Annotated in this window: 12 protein-coding genes; 4 read left to right on the forward strand and 8 right to left on the reverse strand. The window is 55.0% G+C overall.

The window, feature by feature from the left end:
* Positions 1 to 12: 12 nt before the first annotated feature.
* Entirely contained in the window at positions 13 to 501 is a 489-nt protein-coding gene (locus NDI85_RS02000; protein WP_310914746.1) for a hypothetical protein, read from the forward strand.
* Positions 501 to 1,553 (forward strand): hypothetical protein, encoded by a 1,053-nt coding sequence (locus NDI85_RS02005; protein ID WP_310914747.1) that lies wholly within the window; start codon positions 501 to 503, stop codon positions 1,551 to 1,553. The genes NDI85_RS02000 and NDI85_RS02005 overlap by 1 nt, the downstream gene beginning before the upstream one ends.
* 24 nt (positions 1,554 to 1,577) lie before the next feature.
* Here NDI85_RS02005 and NDI85_RS02010 read toward each other — a convergent pair whose 3' ends face one another.
* From NDI85_RS02010 to NDI85_RS02040, 7 genes are all read right to left on the reverse strand, one after another.
* Positions 1,578 to 2,039 carry a hypothetical protein gene (locus NDI85_RS02010; RefSeq protein WP_310914748.1) on the reverse strand — a complete coding sequence of 154 codons (462 nt, stop codon included), beginning with the start codon at positions 2,037 to 2,039 and terminating at the stop codon, positions 1,578 to 1,580.
* A 114-nt stretch (positions 2,040 to 2,153) separates the two neighbouring features.
* On the reverse strand, positions 2,154 to 5,591 hold the full coding sequence (locus NDI85_RS02015; RefSeq protein WP_310914749.1) for an ATP-dependent DNA helicase: 3,438 nt from the start codon (positions 5,589 to 5,591) through the stop codon (positions 2,154 to 2,156).
* Positions 5,588 to 6,496 (reverse strand): PD-(D/E)XK nuclease family protein, encoded by a 909-nt coding sequence (locus tag NDI85_RS02020; RefSeq protein WP_310914750.1) that lies wholly within the window; start codon positions 6,494 to 6,496, stop codon positions 5,588 to 5,590. Before NDI85_RS02020 ends, NDI85_RS02015 begins: the two co-directional genes overlap by 4 nt.
* A complete protein-coding gene (locus tag NDI85_RS02025) occupies positions 6,489 to 8,555 on the reverse strand; it encodes a DNA helicase UvrD (RefSeq protein ID WP_310914751.1) in 2,067 nt (688 codons plus the stop codon). Before NDI85_RS02025 ends, NDI85_RS02020 begins: the two co-directional genes overlap by 8 nt.
* Positions 8,556 to 8,692: 137 nt before the next feature.
* A complete protein-coding gene (locus NDI85_RS02030; RefSeq protein ID WP_310914752.1) occupies positions 8,693 to 10,831 on the reverse strand; it encodes a tyrosyl-DNA phosphodiesterase in 2,139 nt (712 codons plus the stop codon).
* 18 nt (positions 10,832 to 10,849) lie between these two features.
* Complete coding sequence (locus NDI85_RS02035) at positions 10,850 to 11,434, reverse strand: metal-dependent hydrolase (RefSeq protein ID WP_310914753.1); 585 nt, start codon at positions 11,432 to 11,434, stop codon at positions 10,850 to 10,852.
* 46 nt (positions 11,435 to 11,480) lie between these two features.
* Positions 11,481 to 14,006, reverse strand: coding sequence for a Piwi domain-containing protein (locus NDI85_RS02040; protein ID WP_310914754.1), 2,526 nt, complete (start codon positions 14,004 to 14,006; stop codon positions 11,481 to 11,483).
* Between the two features lie 260 nt (positions 14,007 to 14,266).
* On the opposite strand from NDI85_RS02040, the gene NDI85_RS02045 reads away from it, so the two are divergent.
* Together NDI85_RS02045 and NDI85_RS02050 are read left to right on the forward strand one after the other, a co-directional pair.
* Positions 14,267 to 15,946, forward strand: coding sequence for a DUF4143 domain-containing protein (locus NDI85_RS02045; protein WP_310914755.1), 1,680 nt, complete (start codon positions 14,267 to 14,269; stop codon positions 15,944 to 15,946).
* 187 nt (positions 15,947 to 16,133) lie between these two features.
* Complete coding sequence (locus tag NDI85_RS02050) at positions 16,134 to 17,054, forward strand: ADP-ribosylglycohydrolase family protein (protein WP_310914756.1); 921 nt, start codon at positions 16,134 to 16,136, stop codon at positions 17,052 to 17,054.
* A gap of 12 nt (positions 17,055 to 17,066) precedes the next feature.
* Here NDI85_RS02050 and NDI85_RS02055 read toward each other — a convergent pair whose 3' ends face one another.
* The gene (locus NDI85_RS02055) at positions 17,067 to 25,502 is read right to left on the reverse strand and encodes a DUF4011 domain-containing protein (protein ID WP_310914757.1); all 8,436 of its coding nucleotides are present in this window, start codon (positions 25,500 to 25,502) and stop codon (positions 17,067 to 17,069) included.
* Between the last annotated feature and the right edge of the window lie 52 nt (positions 25,503 to 25,554).

Genomic DNA, 25,554 nt, shown 5'->3' on the forward strand with positions numbered 1-25,554 from the left:
GTGATAGGTACGATGGATAATGTGTGGGTGAGTTCGGGGAGTACGACCGTCGAGGCGATGGTGAACCCCATAGCCGCGGCGTGTGCCGGGGACGGCTTGGATAGTGCGTTTGTGCCCGACACCGTGTATTTCCTCGACAACCCCGGACTCGGCGATGCGCTGTCCGATACGAAAGTACTGACCCGGACGCTGCTGGAGCAGTACGGCGTCGAGAGCCCAACGATCAAAACGGGCAACGTTGACCACGAGACGGACTTCCAAGGCATTGCAACTCACTTCCAAGAGGTAATCACCGAAGCACACGACGCCGCAGCGAACGTCGCCGTCGACGTCACGCCCGGCCGGAAATTCATGTCCGTCATCGCGTTCAACGCCGGGATGACCTACGACGCTGACCACATCTTCTACTTCTACCTAGAATCAAGCGACTACTTCAGCCGCATCTACCCCGAAATACCCCGAACGGCCGCTCGACTGTACGATTTCACGGAGATCCTCTGATGCAACTCGCACACGACGACCTGATGCTGCTGTTGAACGGCCTGTACGAACTCGGCGAGGAGACGTTCTCGGTCGTTCACCCGGCTGAGGAAATCGGTGAGCTGTTTTGTGTCAATCTCGGCGACGCCGCGGACAGCACAGTTAGCATGACTACCGGTGCGGTGACATACGAAGACGCGCTCGATGAGATCGAACGCGAGCACGGACCAACAGTCCGGAAGGAACTCCCGAACGAAGCGGCGTACGTCAAAGCCGTTACCGCCAGTGGACTCGTCGATATTCAGAACCGCGACGAGCTGGACAAATTCATCACCCGATACGGATACCAGGACCTGCAGGAAGGACATCCGCCTCGATACGCCGGCTTCGACACGAATCTCCTGCCGTGGCGGATGCACGACGTCCTCGGAATCGACCCGGTGCTACACACCAAATCAGGTGGACGAGCACCAGTCAACGGGTACGCGCTACTCGAAGGCGTCGACACGGAGTTGAGTATCAGTTACCGATACGGCAAGAAAGCGATGCCAGCCTCAGCGTTAGCTGACGCGTTCGGCCACGAGTACGAGCGCCTCGCCGGCCAGCCGACCGAAGACAACCGAGAGACACGACTCGGACTCCGGGAATTCCGCCGGTTACGAGAGACCCGCCCACACGATATCATCCCGACCGAGACCGGCGACACCAATATCATCGACGGGTGCGCCGAGTACTACGCCGACAAACCAACTGGCGCGATTCTCTTCTCGAACGACTACGGGTTCGTCGACGAAGCCCGCGAGCGGAAAGTCCCGTCCGTCCACGTCGACTTCAGCGTCGATTTCCCACGCCGCGTCACCGGAACGTGGGGGGAGATTGCGACGCTACTGTATCAACTCGCTGTGCTCTTTGGTGTCCTCGTTCTCCCGCGAGCGACGCTTTACGGTGTGTGGGAAGGTAAGACCGAACGTAACTGGAAACACGAAGAGATCGATATCGATACGCGAAGCGAGAAGTTGGCTGCTATTTTAGAACGAGACCAGCCAATTGTCCAAGCTCACGCTCAGCGTTAGTAAACTCAGTTAGGGGACAGCCAATTACAACGCCCCGTAAGGCCGTTGGAATGTTAGTGAAACGTTATCATACTCTAACATTGGTTCGATACCTGCGTCCATAATCGAGTCAAACATTCTCTGCGTATCTCCATAGGAATCTCCGAACGTATCCTCAGGATCTTCGATTCTGTAGAACTCGTACCGCACATATTGACCATCGTTTTTTACAGTTTCAAAAACGAGCGGCCCCTCTGGAATCGTGAGTGAACTGGTCGACGATGGATCTTCAGGGTGATCCAAAACGAGGGTATAGCCGCATGTTTCGATCTGCTCATCAGGACTTCTATCAGCCTCTATCAACCGTTCTGATGCGTCATCTACTGTCTCACACCCTGCGAAAAATTCATCCGGGTTCTCTATGTCGTAAATCCAGAATATTTCTCCCCCATTCCCGTTCGGGGCAATCTCGAAAACCGTTATCGGCGAAGTAGACGATTCAAACATACCAGCCTCTTCTAAATCCAATAATAAGAGTGTTAGCTCTATACCACGGTTAAGCAACGACCATATCAAGCAGTCCTTCGAGATTTCGAAGCAATGGACGAGACACTGCTATGCTCATTCTGTCGGGAGGGACGCTGCACATGGTAGCTCATTGTGGGTACACCACTGGCAATGCGTGTCTGCGACGAACTCGTCGTATGTGAGATTACTAATAGTCGAAAGCAAGCCTTCGATCTCCTGCTGGATGCCCTGCAAGTCACTCTCGGAGAACGTTTTCGTCTCGATTTTCGGACCAAGCGGACCGACGTACGCGTACCCGGCTCGATGGATTGGCTCGTCGTAGAGGTCACGGCACGCGAGCAAGTACAGTGGTAACTGCCTGTTGCCTTCGATGTCGCGTTCGCGTTGCGTGGCTTTGTAGTCGATGACGACGAGTTCGTCGGCGGGTGTCCGGTAGACGGCGTCGATGTACCCGACGATTTCCTCGCCGTCGATCTCCATGGCGAACTCGCGTTCCGCGTCGACGACGTCCCACTCGCTGAGTTCGAGTTCGAAGTACCGATCGATACACGCCTTCGCGTCGGGGAGTGCGTCGTGGGCCCGCTTTTGATTAGCGAGTCGCTCACAGATCTCGTACCATTCGGCTGGTGACGACGCGTTCTCGTCGGCCGCGATTTCGGCCGTGTCGTGGAACAGTATCCCGACGGTTTGCTGTGACGGGCCGGTGTCGTTCTCTGTCCACGCCTCATCGCTTGGTGTGTAATCCCGGAAGGCGTTGACGACGTAATCGAGGTAGTGTTGCCGCGGGCAGTCTTCGAACGATTTGAGCGACGTATAGCTGTGCTGGATTTCCGGGGCAACGTCGGGCGCGCCTGTAAGCGACTCAAGCGTGAGTCGAGACGGTGCAGTGCGTTCCAGGGCTCCTGCTGCCAGGTCGGTGCCGAGTGTGAGGACTTCCTCCCGGGCTGTTTCGGGGGTAATAGCATCGCCGTTGTGCGTCACCGTCCCGCCGAGGTCACCGATGACGGTCGCAGCAAGTGAGTCGGTCCAGTCGGCGGCTTCCGGCGGGAGGCAGTGCTGGATGTCCCGCCAGATAGGGAGATGGTCGGCGTCCGGTTCCCACGGCAGTCCCGGTGTGAGTGTTTCCCGGAGGAAGTCCTCCATTTCATCGTCACTCGCGTCATCGTCTTCGCTCGATCCGTGCAGGACGAGTACGTCCTCGGCGCGTGTCAGGCCGACGTGGAGGACACGCCGCGTTTCCCGGGCGTCGTTGGCGACGAAGTCCTCTGCGAACGCCGCTTCAGGGCCGTCGGTCAGTGAGGCTTCCAGCGCGTCGTACGAGCGGCCACGTGGCCCCCACTCGTCGGCCGTGAGTCGCGGCATCAGGACGACCGGGAAGTCCAGTCCCTTGCTCTTGTGGATCGTCATGACGTTGACCGCGTCGTCAGCTAACTCCGGCTGGTCTGTCGGCGTCCCGCCGTTCTCGGCGAAGACCTCGTCGTGGTGCCGGAGCGTCTCGACGAACTCCCCGGTGAGCGACGGCTGGACCGCGTCGTCACCGAATTGTTCGATGACGTCCTCTAACTGGTCAAGACTCCGACGGTCCTGTTCGCTGAGATACCACTCGATGTCGGTCAGGTCCGTCAGTTCGCGGTAAAGGCGCGCAAGTGATGCGCTGTCCCGAAGCTCCAGTAGATGCGACACGTGGGTTCTCGCGGTTTCGACGCGGTCCGGTTCCTCGAACTCCGACAGCGGTGCCTCAAGCAGGGCTGTGACGAGAGCATCGTCTCGCGTGTTGAGGTGCCGGAGGTCCGCGTCAGCGAGGCGGTACCGCATCGTCAACACGCGGTTCCAACTGACTTCGTCGTCCTCTGGTCGGGCGAGTGCTTTGAGGTACGCGATGACCGTGCCGACACCGACTGAATCAGTCGCTAAGTCCCCGGCTACTTCGTACGGAATCCCGAGGTCCTCGAACCGTTCGATGAGTGGTTCGGCGTGCTTGTTCTTCCGAACGAGTAACGCGATATCGCCGGGGTCGTACGCCCGGTCGATTTCGTCGGCAGCTCCTGACAGCATGTTCTGGACGACGGTGACGAGCTGGTCGGCCCGGTCGGATTCGTCTTCGGCCTCTTCGACTGTGACGACGCTGTCGCCGTCGTAGTCCGGCTCGTCGACGCGCGTGAGCGTCTTGTCGCTTTTCCGGTCGTCGAGTTCCGCAAGTGCGGCGTTGGCGAGGTCGAGAATCGGTTGTCGGGACCGGAAGTTCTGTTCGAGGGGTTCGTCGGCAAGCGCGCCGCCGAACTCGTTGTCGAGTTCGTCAGTGATGTTGGCGACGTTCGCGCCGCGCCACTCGTAGATCGCCTGGTCGTCGTCGCCGACGACGAACAGGTTCTCGTTGCTGACGAGGGACGTGACGAGGTCGAACTGTAACCGGTCGGTGTCCTGGAACTCGTCGCAGAACACGTAGTCCCACCGGCCCGCGATGTCGTCGACCGCGTCAGTTTGTAAGAGCTTGACCGTCTCGACGACGAGGTCGTCGTAATCGAGAAGTCCACGCTCGGCTAGTTCCCGTTCGTACGCGTTGTACCCGGCGACAAGGTCGCGGGCGTGCAGGCAATCGTCCAGGAAATCGGCGAGGTACTCGGGGAGTTCTAGGCCCACCTCCGGGATGCCTTTCGGCGCGCCACTGGCGTACCCGCCGAACAGGTACTTCGGAATCTTGTGCGCGTTCTCCGGCAGGTCACCGTCACCAGACTCGGCAGCTTCGAACGCCGCGATAAGCGAGTCACACACCGCTATAGCACCGTCGAGGAAAACCGATATGCTCACCTCAATGCCGTCGTCGCCGATAGCTTCGCGTGCCTCAACCAGTGCTTCCCTGACTGCCGGCAGACCGTCGAGTACGGTAGAGACGGACCGCCCGCCGAGGTTATCGCTCGCAACGTCTTCGATGGTTTCCGGAATGTCTGCGAGTTCGTACAATCGCTCAGCCGAGCCGAGGTACGCGTCGATAGCGTCCGGGTCGATGCCGCTGCGTTTCATCGAGCTGATGAAGCCGGTGAGTGCGTCAGCTGCACCGCTGCCGTGTGAGTTCGGGCCGTAGACGTTCGGCTTGACCGCCCGGTACTCGATTTCGTCGAGCACCTCCAGTGCCACGGCGTACTTCTCGGCGTCCGTTGCCACGTCGAAATCCGGGTCGATCCCGGCCGTGTACGCGTAGTCCTGCAGGATCGCGTTACAGATGGAGTGATACGTGTACGCGTCAATGTCGTACCCGGCGGTACCGAGTTTCTCCTGCAGTTTTTCCTGCATCGAATCGGCCGCGTTGTTCGTAAACGTCAACGCGAGAATCCGGTCCGGGGACACGCCTTCCTCGTCGATGAGATGCTCGATTTTCCGGACCATCGTGAACGTCTTCCCGGTCCCCGCACCCGCCAACACTCGCATCGGGTACTCCCCCGACCTGATAATCTTCTTTTGCTGGTCCTTCGGGTCAACGTCCTCCTCTATCGTCGGGAGCCACGCCGGCAGGTCTCCATTTCCGTCAGTCATTGTCGAACCTCCGTAGCGATGTAATCCGCACACATTGACTGGTAATCACAATCGTCGCAGGCTTCCGCCTGGATGAGGTCAAACGGGTCCGGGGCGAACCGTTCAGTTGTGATACCTTCGTGCGCTGCTCTAATCAGATCCCAAATCGTCTCGTAGTACTCCTCGTACGCTTCGGTCGTCTCCCGTTCCCGGCCGCTCGCCGTCACGGTGTACCCGGATGGAGTGCTCTGTGTCTCTGTCGAGTGCAGCAACCCGTAGAAGCTGAACCGAACGGACATCCCTGGCTCGTACAGCGGGGAGTCTTTGATGCCTTCTGTGTACGCGGCGGTCTGGAACGCGTTCTTGACTCTTTGGGCCTCGTGGGCCTCCTCGTTTAGGTGCTCTTCGAGCCGATCAGCACTCCAGGACCCGAGCACACCCCTGACGTTCCGTTTGTAATCAATCAGATGCAGCGTGTCACCGTCACGCAGCACGTTGTCAGTGTACCCATGTAGTCCGATGCCGTCATGTTCACACTGGATTCGTTTCTCCGTCGCCACCGAATGCTGTGCGTGTTCGATTCCGTCGCCGTCCTCCGGGTCGAAGAACGATTTGATGCCAGCAAGGGTCTCCCGGCGCTGATACTCTTGATGGGCGTTCGACGCGTAGTCCTCGGGGTCGATATGTTTTGTCCACGTGGCATCGAACACGTCCATTGCTCGCTCGTAGATGACTTCAGGGTCATCGTCGCGGCCTGTGGCGTCACAGACGCGCTCAATCATTTCGTGGTACGCTTTCCCCTGATGGAGGTACAGCTTCGTCTCTTCGGGCGAGGAGACGCTCTGGACGTGCTTGTACTCGTATTGGCGCGGACACGTCGCGTACGTTGCGAGTCGCGTCGGCGACACGGACACGACGTCACTCACGGCGCACCCTCCCGGCCGCAAAGTCGACACGCGCCTGCAACGCCTCCCGCATCGCCTCACCGCGTTCGCCACTTTCGTCAAGCACACGGTGAATCTCACCGATATCACCCGACAGGTCGTCGAGAGACACTGTCATTTCACGACTCTGCGTTCGCCGCACGTCGGCTAACGCACGGTCGATTCGTGAGAGGACGAACTCTTCCGCGCGCCGTTCACTCCGAATCTCGTCATCGGACTCGCCTTGCATCCACGGTAACTGCCGGTACGCGTCCGTGAGGAACCGCGACGGCTGCACCTTTTCGTCGAGCCCGCCCTCTTCGTGGTCGTACAGACAGAAATACAGGCGCTCTGACGCGGCGTTCGCCCCGATTGCTAAGCGTCGCCGGGACTGTTCGACGTGATACTGCGTCACCGGTTGGCTGGACGCCGTCGATCGCGTCCGGAACGTCTCGTGCACCTCACTCGCGGTCACGTCAGTCACACCGGGGAAATCAGGCATCTGTAACACGCGTTCCTGCGGGAACAACCGGGTCAGGAACGGTTCTCCCGGATACGCTTCGTCGACGACATCAGGGACGAAGACGGCACGCCACGACCCGTTTTTCAACGCCTCTACATGGTCGACACGGACACCGCCGTCTAAATCCGTAGCACTGGTGCGCGTCTCTGACTCGGCGTGCTCGTGTGCCCGTTCCAGCATCTCCGTGTACACCGGCCAGGACGCGTCGATGAACGCCGTGTCTTCGAGGAACTCCGCCATCGCAAACGCCCGTCGAACGTTCCCGAACTGCGACCGCGCATCCAGCGGTGACGCCCGTCTCGCAATCCGGTCTTTCAACCCTGACGCGGTCGCCCACCGCCGCAGCACAGCTGCCAAGGTATCCTCTTCATTTTGGATCGTCGAGAGCAACGCTTCGTCGACGGCGTCACTATCTACTGTGAACTCTGTTTCCGTATCGGCCTGGACGGCGTAATATTTCGTGACTTGCAGTAACTCACGAATCGCCGGGTCGTCACCGAATCCTGTTACTGTCGTTGACTCTGTCGGAACACCGGCTTGCGTGAGCGCGTGAATCGCCTCCGAAACACCCTCTCCACCATGCCCGAGCGCGACCGCGAAATCACTGTACTCCCACCCGTTTGTTTCCCGTAACCGCTCGATTTCGTCCGCAATCCGGTCCAATTGTGCATCACCGGACTCCGCGTGGAGCACCGTCACATCACCCGATCCGGGATCGTCAGGGGCCTTCTCTGTCGCTAAATACTGCGCTGTCGCTTCTGGCCGAGACGATGGTGACAATGATTTACCTCCATCGCATGTGGTCAGCGACACGTAGTCGGTCACGGGACCTGTCTCGATACCTGTCCGCCGCACGCTACTATCCCGCTCACGTACACAGACGAGGTCTAAGTCGGCCGTCAACGCACTCAAATACCGCCGGTCGAGAGGAAAGAACTCCTCAAACTCGACAGCCAGCACCGCCTCGACATCAACGACAGCGTCCCGGTGATCAGGGTCCACCAAGTAGTCGATCGCTGTCGAGATGAGTTGCCCGCGTTCGATATGATCGTGTTCAGCCAGCCACTCGTGGAACTCGTCGATGACTGACTGCACCTCCACGAGTTCAGGTGTCTCGTCAAGCTCCGCGTCTTGCCACGTCGCCGTCTCCATGAGTTGCGCAACATCACCCGCGAACGAATCAAGCTCCGACGCCCGGTCGAAATACTCACTCTCCCACTCTTGCTCCGCAAGAAACCGATGAACGAGTTCCCGACGCAACGTATCCGACAAGATAGTCTCATCAGAGACCGTGTTCACGACATCCGTCGCATGCACGACCAGCGACGAGACACGCGGCACACCCGCACCCGGAACCTCGTCACTCAGAATCTCCTCAAACGTCTCCATACTGGTCGGCGAACCAGTCAACACCAGCACATCCTCTGGCCCATACTCGTCACGCAACTGTCGATACGCATTTCGAGCTGTGGATTCAGTTGCAGACTGGCCGAACGGGACTGAGATGAGTCTTCCTTCTAACTCTGTGCCTTCGCTCATTGCACCTGTCCCCGCTTATGAGGATCCACAGCTACGACATGTGGTAGTGACATATACCGTATCATCTTAACCTGTTAATTAAATCACCGCCGCAGTTACAATCCAAGATAAGTCGAAGCGTTGTGAGTCACTCATAATCAGGCACCTGTGAAATACTCCCGAGCACGTGACAGGAACCCACTTGACTTGTCCTCAGTGACTGGCTCACCAAGCCAGTCGAAGAACTCGTCCGGAGTCTTGATGATAAGGTCCAGTCCTCGCTTTTCTATTCGGACTGTCATCGGTGGGTCGCGTTTGTATTCGTGGAGTTCGAAGCTCATTGATTCCGGGAACGAGACTTTCAGCGTCTCCCCGTCTTCCGTAATCTCGATATCGTCATGCTTTGTGAGATTACGCCAGCGTTCTCGACCAGTATCATACGCCTGTTCGGCTGGTGTTTCGGGGAAGTATTCTGGTATTTGGCGGTCAGCAAAATCATAGAGATCTTTCATCGTCGCTCTGACCTCCCGGAGTGCATCTGAATCTTCCCCTAATTCGAGGCCTCGTGACAGATACTCATGTCCAAACCATTGAAACAGCGCGTTTTCGGTGTTGATGAGGCGGTTAACTTTCGCTTCCCCCTGATGGGAAGTCATGAAGTTCACGTCGAATCGGAGTATCTTAGCCCGGTTCCGGAACCATTCGCCTGGTCGCTTATCATTGGAAATGAACGCAAAAAGCGGGTACGTCGTTTCACCAGTCCAGCCACTCCAGTAGTTCCTGAGTGTATCCAGTGAGTTCACTTTTTGCTTCGTGATGTCATCAACAACAACCGGGAACGAGGTATGGGCAGACCGTAGATTCCGAACTTTTCGTTTCCCGATTTCGTCAGCATCAACCGGTGCTTCAACCCGGTTAGCACTGATAAGCGACAGTGCAAATCGACAGAAGGTTCCTTTCCCACCGTTTGATTCGCCGAAAATATACAGAGACGGTAACGCCTTATCGAGGTTGATTCCGTGCTGCTGATAAAACGCTGCCTGCCGGTTAGCGAATGGAGCCCAAAAGAACCAGAGGAGCGCTTCGTACATGTGTGCCTTCACCGCAGTCGGGTTATTCGAATTCCCATACTCGTCTACGGTAGCGAAGTACGTCTCTATGTCCTCTAAGGCCTCATCAACGGCTTCTGGATCCGTTGGTGGTTGAGTTACGCGGTAGACTGTCCCATCGTAATGGAATTTGAGCTGATCATGCTCTTCAGTCAGATGCATCGTCGGCACGTCAAACACTTGCTGAGAGTACCGTTGGAAGGCATCTGGCGTTGTACTGAGTGTATCTTTCGAGACCGTTGCATCAAAATCGGTCATTTGAGAGAGCGTGTCTACGGTCGACTCATCATACCCTCGTAAGGAGAGCGTGATACGATCTTGCGGTGCGTCATCCATAGACTGAGAATCGTTAGTTCGAGAGTCTTTGATGTCAGTATCTGGCGTATCTTGAGTATCTCCAGCGGTACCTCCGCCGTCCATCGCTAAATCAACAGTATCGACCTCAGCGTCGATATGATCAGCGAGTCGTCCGTGAACTTCACCGAGTTCGTCTTGTGTGCCGACTTTTCCTTCAGTGTAGAGTTTAATGACTTCTTCACGGTCGTCAGCAGTGTGCTCAAGTTGCTCGGTCAAATCATCAAGGAACGGCCCGCCGTTATTATACGAATCTCGATGGTCACGGTATAGCTCCTCGAACTGCGCGTATAGCGAATTCTCAGTGAACGTCTCGTACACCACGCCCACATTTGTCTGATTTGACCATGCGTTCTCTGATAGGTTCGGAGAACCAATAATGACCTTAGCAGGAGCGCCCCGGTCTGAGTCTGACGTTGCAGGACTCTCAGTTGCATCGCCGCCGAGCGTCATTTGATCCTGTGTATCTTGAGAAGCATCTCCGGCATTCTCGTCGTATTCAACTAGATACAGCTTTGAGTGAACCTCTTTGTTCTCACAAAGGTAGATGACGAGTTTGTCATCTCGACGTAATCGCTCGAGTTGGTCGGCGAGATCAGGTTTATCAATAAGCCGTTCACGGTAATCGTCTATATCACCGACGACAACTTCTAGCCGTTCCAAGGTCTCCAGCTCTTCAAACAAATCGAGAATGAATTTAGGCGAGTCACAAAATGTGACGACTCGCATTCTGATGGCCCCCTCGAAGATATCGGAAAAGGACTTCCAACTTTTGAATATCTCTACGTAGCTATTATCCGAGTCGTCCGTTTTGAGTGGGATATCGAATGCCATTGTGAATCTAAACTGGTGTTATTTACTGTCAACCCCTAAATGAACTAACACACCGATAACAGCAGCTATCCCGACTAGAACACCATTCTGTCCCGCAAAAACGGCTAAAATCCCTCCGTAGCTGCTGAGGTGCCATGTGACTAATACTGCTATAACACCGATAAGCCCGACAAATGGTAATGAGTGCGTGAAGCCTCGGTGGGTCGTCAATGAATCAAACATCTCTCCGCCACTGGCAAGCAGGACAATCCCGCCTATGAGAAGCACACCAAGACCGAGACTCGATGGAGCTCCATTGATTCCAAAAGTGCTGACAATCAAACCGAGCTGATCAACAATCTCCGGAGCGAACAGAACTAAGCCGAGTATTCCAGCGACTACAGATACAACACCGAAACGACCTGCAGCTTCACGCGGTTTCGAAGCTTGGTGATCGATATCCGGCAGTAGCGAAGTTCCCAAAACGACTGTTCCAACCCCTGCTGCGACAATCACCCCTTCTCCAATATCCCCACCACCATTGAGGGTGATTACTAATCCTGCGACGGCAGCTATTATTGCGGCTGATTTGCCCGCTTCGTAGTGTTCGTTGAAATTTCCCATATGTCTGTAATCTATTTTTAGTTGTGTTTCTCGTAGTGGATCTCGTTCAGATGTACGGGACTCCTCTGATCAACTCCCCATTGGTGAGATATCCTTTCCTGGCATGCTCCGCACACGTATCGGCGTAGTATGTCGTGACGGGTAGTCGGATACTTCGCTGAGCGCTTCCCACATGGCTTTCACTGAGCCAATACACTTGCTTCAGTAACGTCGCCATCGGGGTATCGCCAGCTCGACGAACGACACGAAGCGTTCGAGGCGTCCCGAGCCCATCACTGTCGTCAAATTCTGGCTTGCCTGTCGTAGACAGGAAACCAAAATCACCACTCTGAGCGATGAACAATCGACCTTTCTGGTCGACTTTGAAGTTCCCGTTTCGCCAGATAGCAGCACGAGGAGCACCGCTTTTCCGGATATCTAGAATATCGATTTCGATTCCGGAGTCCTGGAACGGTTCGAGTATCGCCTCACTATCTTCGAATAACCGCCCATCTCGGTGTATCACGATACTCTCTGGTGGCTCCCCCTCAGCCCGAACGTATTCTCTGTGGACGTCTTTGAGAATATCGATGACTGCATCTTCATCGAACGTTTCCCCGGATTGGATGGACTGTGTTTTCGAAACGAACACCGTTCCATCTGCGAGGACAACGTTTGCGCTGGCCCCAAGGAATTGCCCTGTATCGGGGTCACGGGTTGCATCAAGCCCGACGAAACAATCGACATCACCCGGCATCTCATCGACCCGCCACGGAACGCCGCCAGCCCCTGCAACTAACCCAAGGGAAGTGTTCTGAACTACCCACTTATTATCGAGGTTATCAGCTCGCACCATCTGCGACGGAACTGACTGCTTCCCGAGCGCCTTCTTGAATTCGGGGTACGGATCATCAATCGTCCCGTCTCTGATGAACTCGTTATTCGGCTCAGGTACGACAACAAGAACAGCGTCAGCGGCATCAATCGATGCAGCTGCGCTGCTATAATCAATGGCACTTCCGAGCTGATACTCACTGTACGAGGTGCTTTCCGGTTCACATTCCCACGATGCCAACCGACTCTCCAGTTTATCACGAAGATAGCCGAACTGGTCTGAGTACTGCTCAGGTACAAGATACTGTACTCTGAACGACGAGGGACGACGGTAAACGCCGTACCGACTCAGCCCTCGTTTTGGGAGCCCGGTCGATCGGTCACCACCGAACCGAAGGTTATCTGACTGGCCTGTTTCAGTCGACATAAACGACAACGTCGGTCCGATGGGCGATGGCTCGATCTCTGAGTTCACTTCAGGAATGTCATCGAGTTCGCTGACAAATTCTATCGCTTTTCTGAACCGCTTGTCAGGCAGCATCTTAGCTGCCCGATCCCATTTCCGATGGAAGCTTGGCGCAACCTGCTTGACGATTTCTTTCCGTGGGGACACTCTGAGTAACTGCGGAACGTGAACACTCGTATCGTCGTCCCGTGGGTTGTACTGTATCTCGACTAGTTGTGGATTTTCAGCACGAAGCTGCTCTAGAACCTCGTCAGAGATACGGTCTTTTTGCTCGTACCATTTTGCGAGTGACTGGTTTCCGAAGTCAGGTATCGGGTCCGTGAACCGCCGGTTCGCAACCCCTTTGAGTTTACCAGAGCCGGATGTCGAATACGTGTCCGGATCGTGTTCGACATGCGTATCGATGAGTTCCTCGACAGAGGCGTTGACTCGGTCAATGTACTCATCAGCGGTTACTTGACTCCGTGTGTGATGGTTGACTTCAACGCCAATGAACGCGTTCCCCGACGGTAGCACTTCGACGCGCGCACTGTACGCAATACACGCCTCAAAGAGACCATCTTCACCCGTTATTACGGGCTCTCTCGTTCGGATTTGATTGATCCGGCCGGTTTTGTATTTCGTGTCGTCAATTGCCCGCTTGACCAACTGCTGTAACAACTCGACGATACGCTCGTTGTCATCCTGCTCAGCCGCATGGAGCGTGATAGAGGACTCATCAGTGAGGGAGAAGGGATCAGGGAGAGTAGTCTTTAACCGGTCGGTCGTAATGATCGACATTACTCCAGCGACTGTAACTGCAGCTTCGCTGAAAGTGCGGAGATACGAGGCGAGTCGGTACGTTGCATCCATCGGATCTTCATCAAACGCACCGTCAGATTCGATACGATATTCGTACGCTGACAGTTCTGAAAAATCCCGATCAAAAGGGAACAAGGAAAGATATGGAACACCGTCTTGCAGTGAATCAAAAAGCTGCGTCTCGTCTCTATCTTGGTTCTCTGTCTGTGGGGGATCTACAACCTCAGCTTTGAGATTATATGAACCGTTGAGGCTCTTTTTACCGTGGAACTCATTCCCCTTCGCATTTTCAAGTTGGTACCAGCGACCAATTTCCCACGTGAAATCCGTGAGGGAATTGTTCTTCCAAATGGCCAGCGGGAACTCATTTCCATCCGTATCCTGCAGCAGCAGGCGCTCTACCATCTTCTCCGTTGTGCAGTCCAATTTAGATAGGACTTTTACACGGATATCGATTCGCTCCCCATCCTCGATATCATTTCGCGTCGGCATCTACATGTTGCAACGACAGCCATCATCAAATAACTTTCCACTAGAGACATTCGAAATACGCAAAATCGATTTTAGCTGTTACAGCTTTCAGATATCCTGCGCATGGAACGGGTGATACAGTATCATACGCTGCTTATTCGCTGCGATTGTCAAAGATGTGCGTAAATAACCCGCATACGAAGTTATCACGTGGATATTACTGTCAAATAGTGACATTGGAATGGGCGAATTTTTAACCGAGAGGGGAAAGAGAGTATACTATGTCCGAGGTGAATCATGGAGAGGATTTTATCGCTGATGCGGAGCAACACAATGAGTGGTGGAGTGAGGATTTTTCTCCGAAATTAGACAAAGTTACGAGACTCACACCTCGATCGGATTTCTATCAAGTTCTCAAAACCATCGATGAGCACCACAAATCCGATGCCGAGAGCTTAGTTTACAGTATCTATGGCCAGACTGGCATTGGAAAAACTACGGTCCTCTATCAACTCATCGCAGCCTTACTCGAGACAACGTCTTTCCCTGAACGAAGCACTGATATCGATATCGTATCCTCCGTATCCCCACGACAAATACTCTATATCCCACTTGAAGATTCGCTGTATCATTTAGAGCGACCTGGAGATGGGATTCAACGCCTCACGCAAGTTATCGACTATTTCCAATCTCGTATCGCTCCCCGCGAGGAACGCAAATATGTTCTCTTCGACGATATCAATACCCTGGAACTGGATGACGAAGCCAAGTCTACACTTATTGAAGCCCTCGATTCAGAAACATACGCGTTTCTGACAGGGGTCGTCCCTCAACCACTCAAACTAAATGACGTGCACAACGCCGAGGAGATCTCGAAATTTGAGGGTCCCACCCCGCTCCTTCCAATGAAATTCATTGACACTCTTGAAACACAGGGTGTCAGAAATAGTGAGGTTGAATCCGAACTCGCTAAGAAATTAGAAGGATTCCAGTCAAAAGACTTGTCTGGCCCCTCGCCTATTAAAATCGTCCGAGAAGGCCTCAAACCAGTCGAACCCGAGGTGACTATTGACGATGCCGTTAATTCACTCAACGAACTCTATTTTGAGCATCTTGATACGGCTGAGAGAGATGATCTAAACGCGGCAGCGCGTGATTATTTGCGGAAAGGCGGGGTACTACACCAATCAGGAAAACCTTCGATACGGAATGAATTGACCAAATCGCATTTCCTTCTGTTTCTGTATAAAGAGTTGGCAAAATACGGCTCCGTTCAGAAACCTGAAAATCTACACCGGATCAGTTCCATTGCTGCTAGCCGAGCTGGTGAGGAACTCCGGTATACCGACATAAGTGATCAGATCGGTGTTGACCGACGGACGATTGACGAGTACTTAGATGTGCTTGATGACGGTATTGCAGTATCCGAGTCACATGACTACTCACTACGACGCTACCGTCGTACTCGATTATATCTCAGAAACCCTCGACATCTTGTCCTCCTATCTCAAAGGCAGGAGCATTACGGTTTTGAGAACGATGAGCAGCAAAATACGCTGAATCACGAATTCGAATACAAACTAGCCAGAACAGTTGCGTTTGACCACGCGAAACGACTCGCATACTACACTCGCACGTATGATGTAGAATATACTGAGACGAGTTCTGGTCTCATCGATTATATTCTGCAGCGTGATGGGACAGTACTGCCGTTTGTACTTTCGTTTTACCCATACACTGAAGACATAGCGCAAATCGCCACCTCCTTTGACCCGGATACAGGCCAACACACGAAAAATGGGACTGAAGAATTGGAGAATATAGAGTACGACGCTCCATACCGGTTCATCATCACGGACAGTCTGCCAACGCATATTACCGAAAGTAATAACCTCGTCACAGAAAAAGACGGAGTGAAAATCTGCTATCTTCCCTATTGGTTATTCCTTCTCATCTGCTGAACAACACGCTCAACTCATCTACCACAATTAAAACCGGTTTTTATTGTTCGGAGAGATAGAGTCCAAAACAAGGCCACAGGCTATTATTTTACACACAAATCCAGTAACTGACCCTGTTACAGTGTGGTGAGTGCTTTGAGAATGCCCCGGGTACAAGTAGCTACCAACGAAACCAAGGTGACACTCAATGGTTTCAGCAGATGCCGCGACAGGTGTGCTTCTCGGTCTTGCTTGCGGGGATGCGTTAGGTCGCCCCGTCGAGTTCAGCTCCCCTGAGCAGATTACGGAGCAGTATAGCACACTCACTGACATGGTCGGGCACGGCACACACGGCCAACCCGCCGGAACCGTAACCGACGACACTGACTTAGCGCTCTGTATCGCTCGGAGTCTTGCCGAGCAAGCGGCGTTTGACGGACAAGACATCGCCGACCGCTTCGCAGCCTGGTACGACGACGGCCCGTTTGACGTCGGACTCATGACTGCTGACGCCATCAGCGAATACCAGACCGGGACATCGTGGCGAGACGCCGGTCGAGAAGTCTGGCAACGCCGCGCCCAAGGTTCCAACGCGGGGAACGGCAGCATCATGCGGTGTGCCCCACACGCAATTGCGTTCGCTGACGGCCCGGATAAACTCGAACGCGTTAGCAAGCAATCCTCCGCCATCACGCATCACGACTCGCGGTGCCAGTACGGCTGCGTACTTCTCAACCACACTATCGCTGGCTATCTCAACGGCACCGACGACCCGCTGACCGACGCGATTGCACGCGTCGAAGATGATGCACCGGACGAACTCGTCGAAACCGTTCGTCTCGTCCCTAATCTCGTCGACGAAGGTCAGTTACAGAACACCGGGTATGTCGTCCACACGCTTCAGACGTCACTGTATGATGCACTCACAGCAGACACTGCAGAGGAGGCCATCGTCGCGTCAGTGAACCGTGGCGGAGACACAGACACGCTCGGCGCAGTCACTGGCGCACTGGTGGGGGCGCGCTTCGGAGCTGAGGCACTTCCCGATCGATGGCTTGACACACTGGAATACCGCGAGGAACTTGCCCTCCTCAGTAAAGCGCTTGCAACGACCGAGATCGATGCGTAACGTTCAGTGGTGTCACGTATAGATCCGACGGAGCAATTCTACGTCGATATCGACATCGCTATTCAACTGGTACTTTCCGTCTGTATTTTCGCTTACTGCTCCAATCTGCTCGAGGATCTTGATTGCGTCTGTAAGTCGTTCCTTGATTCGAGGTCCGCGTCGCTGATACCCAATCAGTCGAGTTGTCTCCAATATCAAATCGTCCTTGGTCATGATCCCGCCCTCGTCAAGAATAATGGCCATGGCTTTAGCTAGCTCCTCTTTTGGAATCTCGTCGATAGACCGAGAGTCGGTATCGGTGTTCACGCGCACCAAGAAGTCCAGCTCTGATTTCTTCGGCCAGAGGAAATCCCCTTGCTGATACACGTTCTTTCGTCGCTTTAGCTCTCGGAGACGACTCTTGAATATCCGCTGAACTTTCTTCCCGGCGCGTGACTGCGCCCACACGTCAAGGTACGTCTGCATTGCCGTCTCGTGTTTGATCGGCCCGTTCTGTCTAACCACATCATGGATAGAGTTTCGAACCGCTGTATCCATCCCCCGCTTGTCCGGGGAATATCGATCGTTCCAGCTGATCGATGGCTCCTGAAACTCCGTTATCCCGTCGTGGTCGAACTTCGATTTACTCGCAACGGCCTCAGGCTCATATGTCCGTATCTCATCAGTATCCCCCGAATTGAATTTCCCCTCAATCAGAGAGTTGACTTTCTCGTTGATTTTCTCGATTTCCCGTTCCCGGTTCGACGCCCAATCTGGCGACCAAATCCGGTGGATTGTCCACCCAAGGCTCTCCAGCACCGTCTGCCGGGTGCGGTCTCGGTCTCTCGCTGTCTTCGAAGAGTGGTAGGCCGCTCCGTCACATTCGATGCCGAGGACGAACTTCCCGGGCTGGTCCGGATGCTTAATCGCTAAATCGATACTGTAACTGGAGCTCTGTACCTGCGAGACCACGTCGTGCCCTTCCGATTCCAGTGGGGTGTAAACTGCTTCTTCGAATCTGGAATCGAAATCGAGTGTTTGTGTGACTCTATCGTTCCGTTCGAGTGCGCGCTTCCCCTTCTTCGCGTATTCGAGGTAGTTTTTGAAATGCTGCGCACCCTTACTCTGTGACCCCGAGAGATCGATGTCACCTGGCTGCATCGAACAGACCACGGTGACCTTCTCTTTGGCCCGCGTCACCGCCACGTTGAGTCGTCGCTCCCCTCCGGACTTGTTGATCGGTCCGAAGTTCGTCGATATCGTCCCGTCTTCGGCCGGGCCGTACCCGACGCTGAATATCATCCGGTCTCGTTCGTCACCCTGGACCATCTCCAGGTTCTTGATGAAGAACTCGTCCAGCACGTCGTCTTGACTGACGAAAGCATCGAGAACGCTACTCTCGTCGCGTCGCACTGCAAGCTCATCACGAATCGCCTGCTCCTGCGCGTTACTGAACGCGACTACACCGAGGCTCTTATCGCTGTGATTCTCCGCGTGTTCCTCGATTAGGTCGATGACTCGCTGCGCTTCGACTTCGTTCTGCCGTGACCCGCCTCGGTCGTACACCCCATCTTCGACGTATTCGAATGACACACCGGTTTCAACGTCCGGGTCGTTCTCCGGGAACGTCCGAAGACTGTTGTTGTAGTAGTGGTAGTTGGAGAACTCGATAAGTTCGTCCGTTTTACTCCGGTAGTGCCAGCGCAGGTGCTTCTCGGGTAACACTGACGCCGTCTCTTCGAGGATACTGTCGAGGTCCTCACGTACATCTTCCGTGGTTTCCACATCCGACTGGAAGAACGACGTCGGCGGGAGCTGTTTCGTGTCACCAGCGATAATAGCCTGGTCTGCCCGAATCAGGCTACTGACCGCATCCTGCGGCATTATCTGTGACGCCTCGTCAAACACCACCGCATCGAAGTCGATGGACCCCGTCTTCAGGTACTGCGCCACTGAGAGCGGACTCATCATGAAACACGGCGTGAGCCGCGTAATGAAGGACCCGGCCTCCTCGAACAGTTCACGCAGTGGCTTGTGACGCCGCTGTTTTTCCGCTTCCCGTCGGACCATGACTTGCTCCGAGCTCGAAGCGTGTTCCAAACTCAGCGACGGCCGCTGTTGCGTGACTCTGTGTTGAATCTCGATTTTAGCTAACTCCTGTTGTTCCTGATCCAGCTGTCGGAACTCTTCGAGATACCGCTCCATCTCGTCCGAATTGAACGACCCGAGGTCGGTGTGCTCGTAGACGGCATTGAGCCACTTCGTGTAGAACCGCTTTTTGAACGCTGCCACGAGGAATTCGGCATCGTACGCAGACTCCAAGAACCGATTGACGTAGTCCTCACACACCGTGTTACGGACATCATCGAGTTGCGCTTCGAACTGAACCCGTCGCTGTAACTGCGGTACACCACGCTCTAGTTCTTCCAGCTTCTCAACGAACTCTGACAGGGGAGCTTCTTGAAGCGGCTTCCCGTTGACCGTCATCTCCTTAACCGCCATCGCGTCATCGAAGAACGCTGCTGCCCGGCCGTACTGGTCGAGGAGCTCCTCGGTACGGGTCCGCAGCGAGCTGAGGTCTTGCAGCCCGCTTGCCAAGAGCCGATTGGTGATGGGAGCAGTGTACTTCTGATCGAATTCGTTGAGCTCCGCGACCCACTCACGAACACTGGCCAACGTCTCCCAATCCGTCTCACTCCCTTCGTACAGTGGCCCGAGGCGCTCGATGACACCCTGGTAATCGTCACGGAGATCCTCGATCCGCTGTACTTCGGCTAACATGCGCGTATCTTCGAGCAACTGGTCGTGCCCCGGTTCGTACCCCTCTCGCGCGTGTGCTGTGACTTTCCGCTTTAGCGACCGATAACTCGGCTTCAAGACTTTCAACAGCCCGTAGGCCGCAAGCTCGTTGTTGAGTTTTGCTCCGTTCGACGAGAAGAAACTCCGCTCATAGTTCTCAGAAAGCGCTTCCATCAGCTCGTCTCGCTCCTGTTCGAGCTCCGCCAACTCGTCTAACCGGCTTCCTTCTTGGGCGAACGACTCGTCGAGGAACGCCTCTCGCCACGTAATCGTCGGCCGGTCCGAAAGATGTCTCAAGAGCACTCGAACGCGACGGAACTCGGAGAGCGACTCGGGTCGAACGTCCAGTGTCGACTCCAGCTCCGCCGCTAGTTGCTGCAGCTCATATAGCGTTTCCATCTGCTGATCCAGCGACCGACGCATGGAATCGGCCGTATCGACACCCCAACTCGACAGCGTCGTATGCCGCCACGGACTCGTCTCATAGGTGTCAATCTCGGACTCGAACCGGGCGAGTGTTTCCAGCTCGTCGATGCCCGTCGACAGAGCGTCTTGCCCGATACTCACTGGCTGGTCGATTCCCACGCTCACTCGCGGAGCGTCCATGTGCTCACTCACAATACCAAACGCTTGGTACGCAGTGAGGTCCCACCCGTCCGGCGAATAGAACAGCTCATCGCCGTACGCGTTGATCGTATCCCTGCGGTCGCGGAGTTTTCGCAGTCGCTGCACACGGTTGTCTGCCGATTTGACCTGCCCGGCTTTCAATTCGTTTTCAAGGGCTCCGAGCACGTCATTGTGGTTCGCTCGTTCGCCGTGCACTTCGAGACAGAACCGACCGATACCGACGTCTTCGAGTCGATTTTTCACCACGTCCAGCGCGGCCTGCTTTTCACTGACAAACAGTACGCGCTCACCGTCCGCGAGTTTCTCTGCGATGATGTTCGCAATCGTCTGGCTCTTCCCGGTTCCGGGTGGCCCTTGGAGCACGAAGCTCTTGCCGCGCTTCGCTGCCTCGATAGCCTCTTGCTGACTTGAATCGGCGTCCAGCACTTGGTACGTATCGACTGGATCAACAGCATCGTCCAATTCATGGGCAGCCGGCGTCTCGATATCGCCCTCTGCCTCCTGTATTGGTCCCATGTCGCCATTAAGCGCTCGAACAATGGGGTTGCTCTTTATTGCAGAGCGGTTCCGCTCAAGATCGGAGTACAGACTGAATTTGGTGAAATCGAAGATTCCCAAGACGACATCTGATTGGATGGTCCAGCGGTCGAATCCCCGCACGGCTTGATACACTGATTCGAAGGCGGCGTCGATTTCTTCGAGCGATAACGCCGTATCTGCTGGTAGCCGTATGTCACGCTCTGCAGCGAGCTTTTTCCGCAGTGCCGGATTCAACCGTAGCCCTTCAGCTTTCGCTTCCAGCCGATAGTTATGCCGGTCGGCGTCGTTCTGTGTGTCTTCTACCAGTTCGACTGGTGCGAGGAACAGTGGAGACCTGTCAGCAGCGTCACTGTGCTCGGCCTCGTACCACCGTAACATTCCCAAAGACAAGTACAGCGTATCGACCCCTCGCTCCCTCAGGTACTGCTTGTTATTCCGTTCGATATTGTTCAGCGACTTTTCAGCCTCATCGGCGAGCCGAGTCGGCAGCAGCTCGTTCCGGTCGATATCTGTTAACTCTTCGAGTGAGACTGTCTGCCCCTCGTTGTCCTCATCTTCCGGGCGCTTCCTGATGTACAGATCCTCGTTCGCTTCGAGCTCGCCAGCGACCGTTATTGGGTCCGCACCGTCGAAGGGGAGCGACTTCGTCTTCGTCGGCTTGAACGCGATGAGCTTGTTCCGCCGGGTCAAATCCAGGAGCTGCGACTTCCACTCGTCGATTTTCTTGTCCAGCGCATCTCGATCCGCATCTGCATTGTCGTCCAGTTCGATGTCTTCGTCGCTGTACTCAGTAATGGGATCGACAGCCTGGTTCCAGAAAATCTCTTCCTCAACCCCACCTGCCTGACGAGGTGGAGTTTCAGGCCCATCCGGCGGATCATCGTCTTCCGGCGGTTTGGTATCCAGGCCACCAGATGGCCCATCACTTAGGGAACCGCCTCCAGTACCTGTTGTCCGTTTCTGCTGTTTGGGCGGGGCAGAGGTGGGCTTGACCGGGAATTCTTGAAGTAGCTGCTTGGCTTCCTCTAACTGTTCTTCAGACCCGATTCCTATCGGCAGCGGAGTGTTCGTTTCGGGCGATACCGGGATATGAATCTCTTCGTTGGAGTTGATTATTCGCTGTTTTACCAGGCTCTGCTTATCATCACCAGTCAACTCCGCGGAAGGGATACACGCGTACTCGGTCACCGTAGTACCGTTCCCGAACGCGTCACGATACGCTGACATCGTGATCGGATTCCGGTTCCGCTGCTGTGAACCGTAATTTGGCCCCTCTCCGAGCCCATCCCCGAACACAATATCGTTGATCATCTCGTGCCACTGGTTCATCGGTGCATCCCGGTCAGCCTCGTACGTGGTCTGGTCGGACTCGATAATGCGGTCGAGCAACGAGTCGAACGTCCGGAGGATCTCGTAGTACTCTGCCAGCTGATTCGCTACGACTCCGTCTTTCTCAACCTTCTCAGTCCCCGGTTCGTGTACTTGATCCATTGTCAGCTTCACTTCTCCATCCGACACAGCGACCGATTCCGCAACGGTCGGTGCGACGGTTTCTGCATGACCGAGAATAGCGTCGGGCGACGGCCGCTCGACAGTCGCATCGCCAAGGTGGTCCTCAAGAATATCGCCAATAGTCGTCTGCAACTGCTCGATCATCGTTTCGACCTTCGATTCGAGTGTTCGGGCAGGGGTACTATCGGACGGCGTCTTTAGATTCCCTGCCTCATACACGTCGATGAGTTCCTCAATCCGAGTGAATCCGTGCAGTACAGCATCTTCAGCTTGCTCCTGCGCGGACTCGGGCGCTCCCGTTCCTTCGAAATATGCAGTCAGTGTCTCGTAGCCACCCTCGCTTCCCCCGGTGGTTTTCCCGGTACTGCCGCCAACGTTCGATCCGCCGGGACTTACCCGCGCAACCCCTGCAGCCTCCCGCGCATCGTCAAGCGAATCGAAGTAGTTGTAAACTGCACTGGCGCTGAACGGTGCACCCTCATTGATGTCTTTTACACCCGGCGGATGGCCGAGTTCGGAACCGAGTTCCTGCAATCCGTCTATGACTTCCTGACGAGAGTATTTCCGTTGTGTCGCGCCGTGCGGTTCGAAACCAGCTGCCCTGACCCCGGCCGACCACGTTCCGAATTCCTCTTCGTAATCCGTGATGGTGTACGCACCATCGCTTCGCATATCGCCTTTCGTTGGCGTCTCATCCAAGGCCGCTGCTAACCGCTGCACTTCATCGATAAGTTCCGACCGGGAGACAGAATCCGTATCCGACACTGTTTGTGGGTTATCCTCGGATTGTCCAGCTATATCCACCTGCTGGTCCTCATCTTTGCTATGTTCCCACGCATACTCCTCCCACTCTCCTAAGATACCGTCTGTGTCGCCGGTGCTGTTCTCAACCGCCTTGATGAGTGCTTTGAGGTCATCCTGTTCGATCGTCTCGCTACCCCATTCGTATGCTCCATCCGCATCAAGCGAACGTATTTGCGACGCGCCTTCCCGCAGTAACGTCGCAAAAACGTCCTTATCTAAGGCTGCGGCCGTCGAAAATCCAGGCAGCTTATCGAATCGACCGCCCAACCCGCAGAACCCCGCTGCTTGTTCGATTATCCGTTTCCCATCCTCTCGCGGGACAGCAGCATCGATTGTCGGCGGAGCACCGACAACGTTGTAGAACATCGCGTGTTTCGGCGTATCCACCGGGTTCCGGAGGACGCGACCGATTCGCTGGACGAGCTCCGGATTCACTCCTCCCGTCGCCATGTTTATCGCAACCGACGCCTGCTGCATATCGACGCCTTCGCCTAGCAAATCACCGGTTCCGAGCAGCACTCCGGAGTTCTCGGACTCATCGAATGCATCGATCGTATCCCGAAGATCGCCACGGTTCTGTGATTGTGACACGACATGGATCGACGTCGCGTCCGGCACCAGCTCATCTAACCGCGACTCTAACTCCTCGACTTGCGCGTTACTGTCAGCAAGCACCACGACCTTCTCAGTCGTGCAGTGCTCCATTACCAAATCAACGACCGCATCCAGCACCGGCGACAGGTTCCACTGTTTTGTACGCCGGGAGAACAACCGCGTCACCAGTTCCCGGAACTCCTCGTTTTGCTGTTTCAGCTTGCTCCCTTCCGTCGTATGCGAGAACCGCCGCAAATCCTCATACGTTTCTAGACGACGGTCCGTATCCAGCACGACTTCACCGCTCCGTAGTTTTTGCTTGAAAGCCCTGAACGATTGCTCGGCCCGCGCCGACACTTTCGATAAGTCATCCCCAACGACATCGTACGGCGCGTACTGAACCTCCCAATCGAACGACGGAATAACACCGTCGGCCTTCGCATCGGTAATCGTGTATCGCTTGACTTCTTTCCCGATGCTGTTCGATAGCCGTTTTTTGATGCGGTCACTGTCGCTGCCAGCATCGTCGACGGAACCAGACATCGCCAGCACCGAACCGTCGAACTCATCCAGCAACGCTCCCCACTCGTTCCCGGTAGCGTAGTGGTGAGCCTCGTCAAGTAACACGAGGTCATACGCCACTCGATCCTCATTGACCAGCGTCTGTGGCGTCCGGAAATGTACTGTCCCCCACTCCAACGTGATATCCGCAGCCCCGGCAGTTCGCTCCTGTGGGATATTGAGGTGCCGATCAAACTCACGCCGCCACTGTTCAAGAATCAAGTCACTGTGAGCGACTATCAGCACGTCCTCCTTGCCACTGGATTTCGAAATCCTATCTGCGGATTCGATATCTTGGTCATCAGGGTGTAGTTCGCCGTACCGGAGCGCGATTGCAGCCAACCCGAGGACTGTCTTTCCAGTCGCCGTGGCCATATCCACATATCCGCGTCCGCCGTTCTCACACCACTTCTCAAGCGCATCTCGCTGATGATCCCACAGCGGCGTCATCATCTGCGGCTCGTCCATCAGCGCAAGCAGCCCCTTCGACGCACTCTCCTCAAACTCCCGTAATAGCACATCAAGGTTCGATGCGACGGTCTCGTTTTTGAACAGCTGCGTCGCAATATCCGCAACAGTTCCCCCGGTTACCTCTATCGAGCTGGTCAGACCGTCCCCGGCATGCCGGGTGAGCAGCTTCTCAATGACCGCTTCAGTTGCCTTTCGAACGTCGTCGATTCCAAGGTCTGTCGACGTTATCTCGTAACTCAACTCGTTCAACTGATACGCCAGCAACCCTAGCTTCTCGTCACTGACCTGTTGTCTCAGTACAGACGGTAAATCCGCGTATCGGCCCGATGTTTTCTCCAAACCTCGTCGATAATACTCGCCGATCTCCTGACCGAAGTTATTCTTCGAAAGATTAAATTCGCCTATCTGAATCCCCGCAGAGATATCTTTGGCTGTCTCATCAATATACGGCGACCACTCAGTTTTCGGCCGCTTCATCAAGAACGTATCATGATACCCTTCGCCAGCTGACTGGATTCCACGTGTTAGGTCATCCGCTAACTCGTCGATATCACGAACCATATTGAAACTCAGGTGATACGCTTCTGGTGACATATCCCATGAGCGCTTATGT

The sequence above is a fragment of the Haloarcula sp. S1AR25-4 genome (genome assembly GCF_031624555.1).
Taxonomy (GTDB): Archaea; Halobacteriota; Halobacteria; order Halobacteriales; family Haloarculaceae; genus Haloarcula; species Haloarcula pellucida.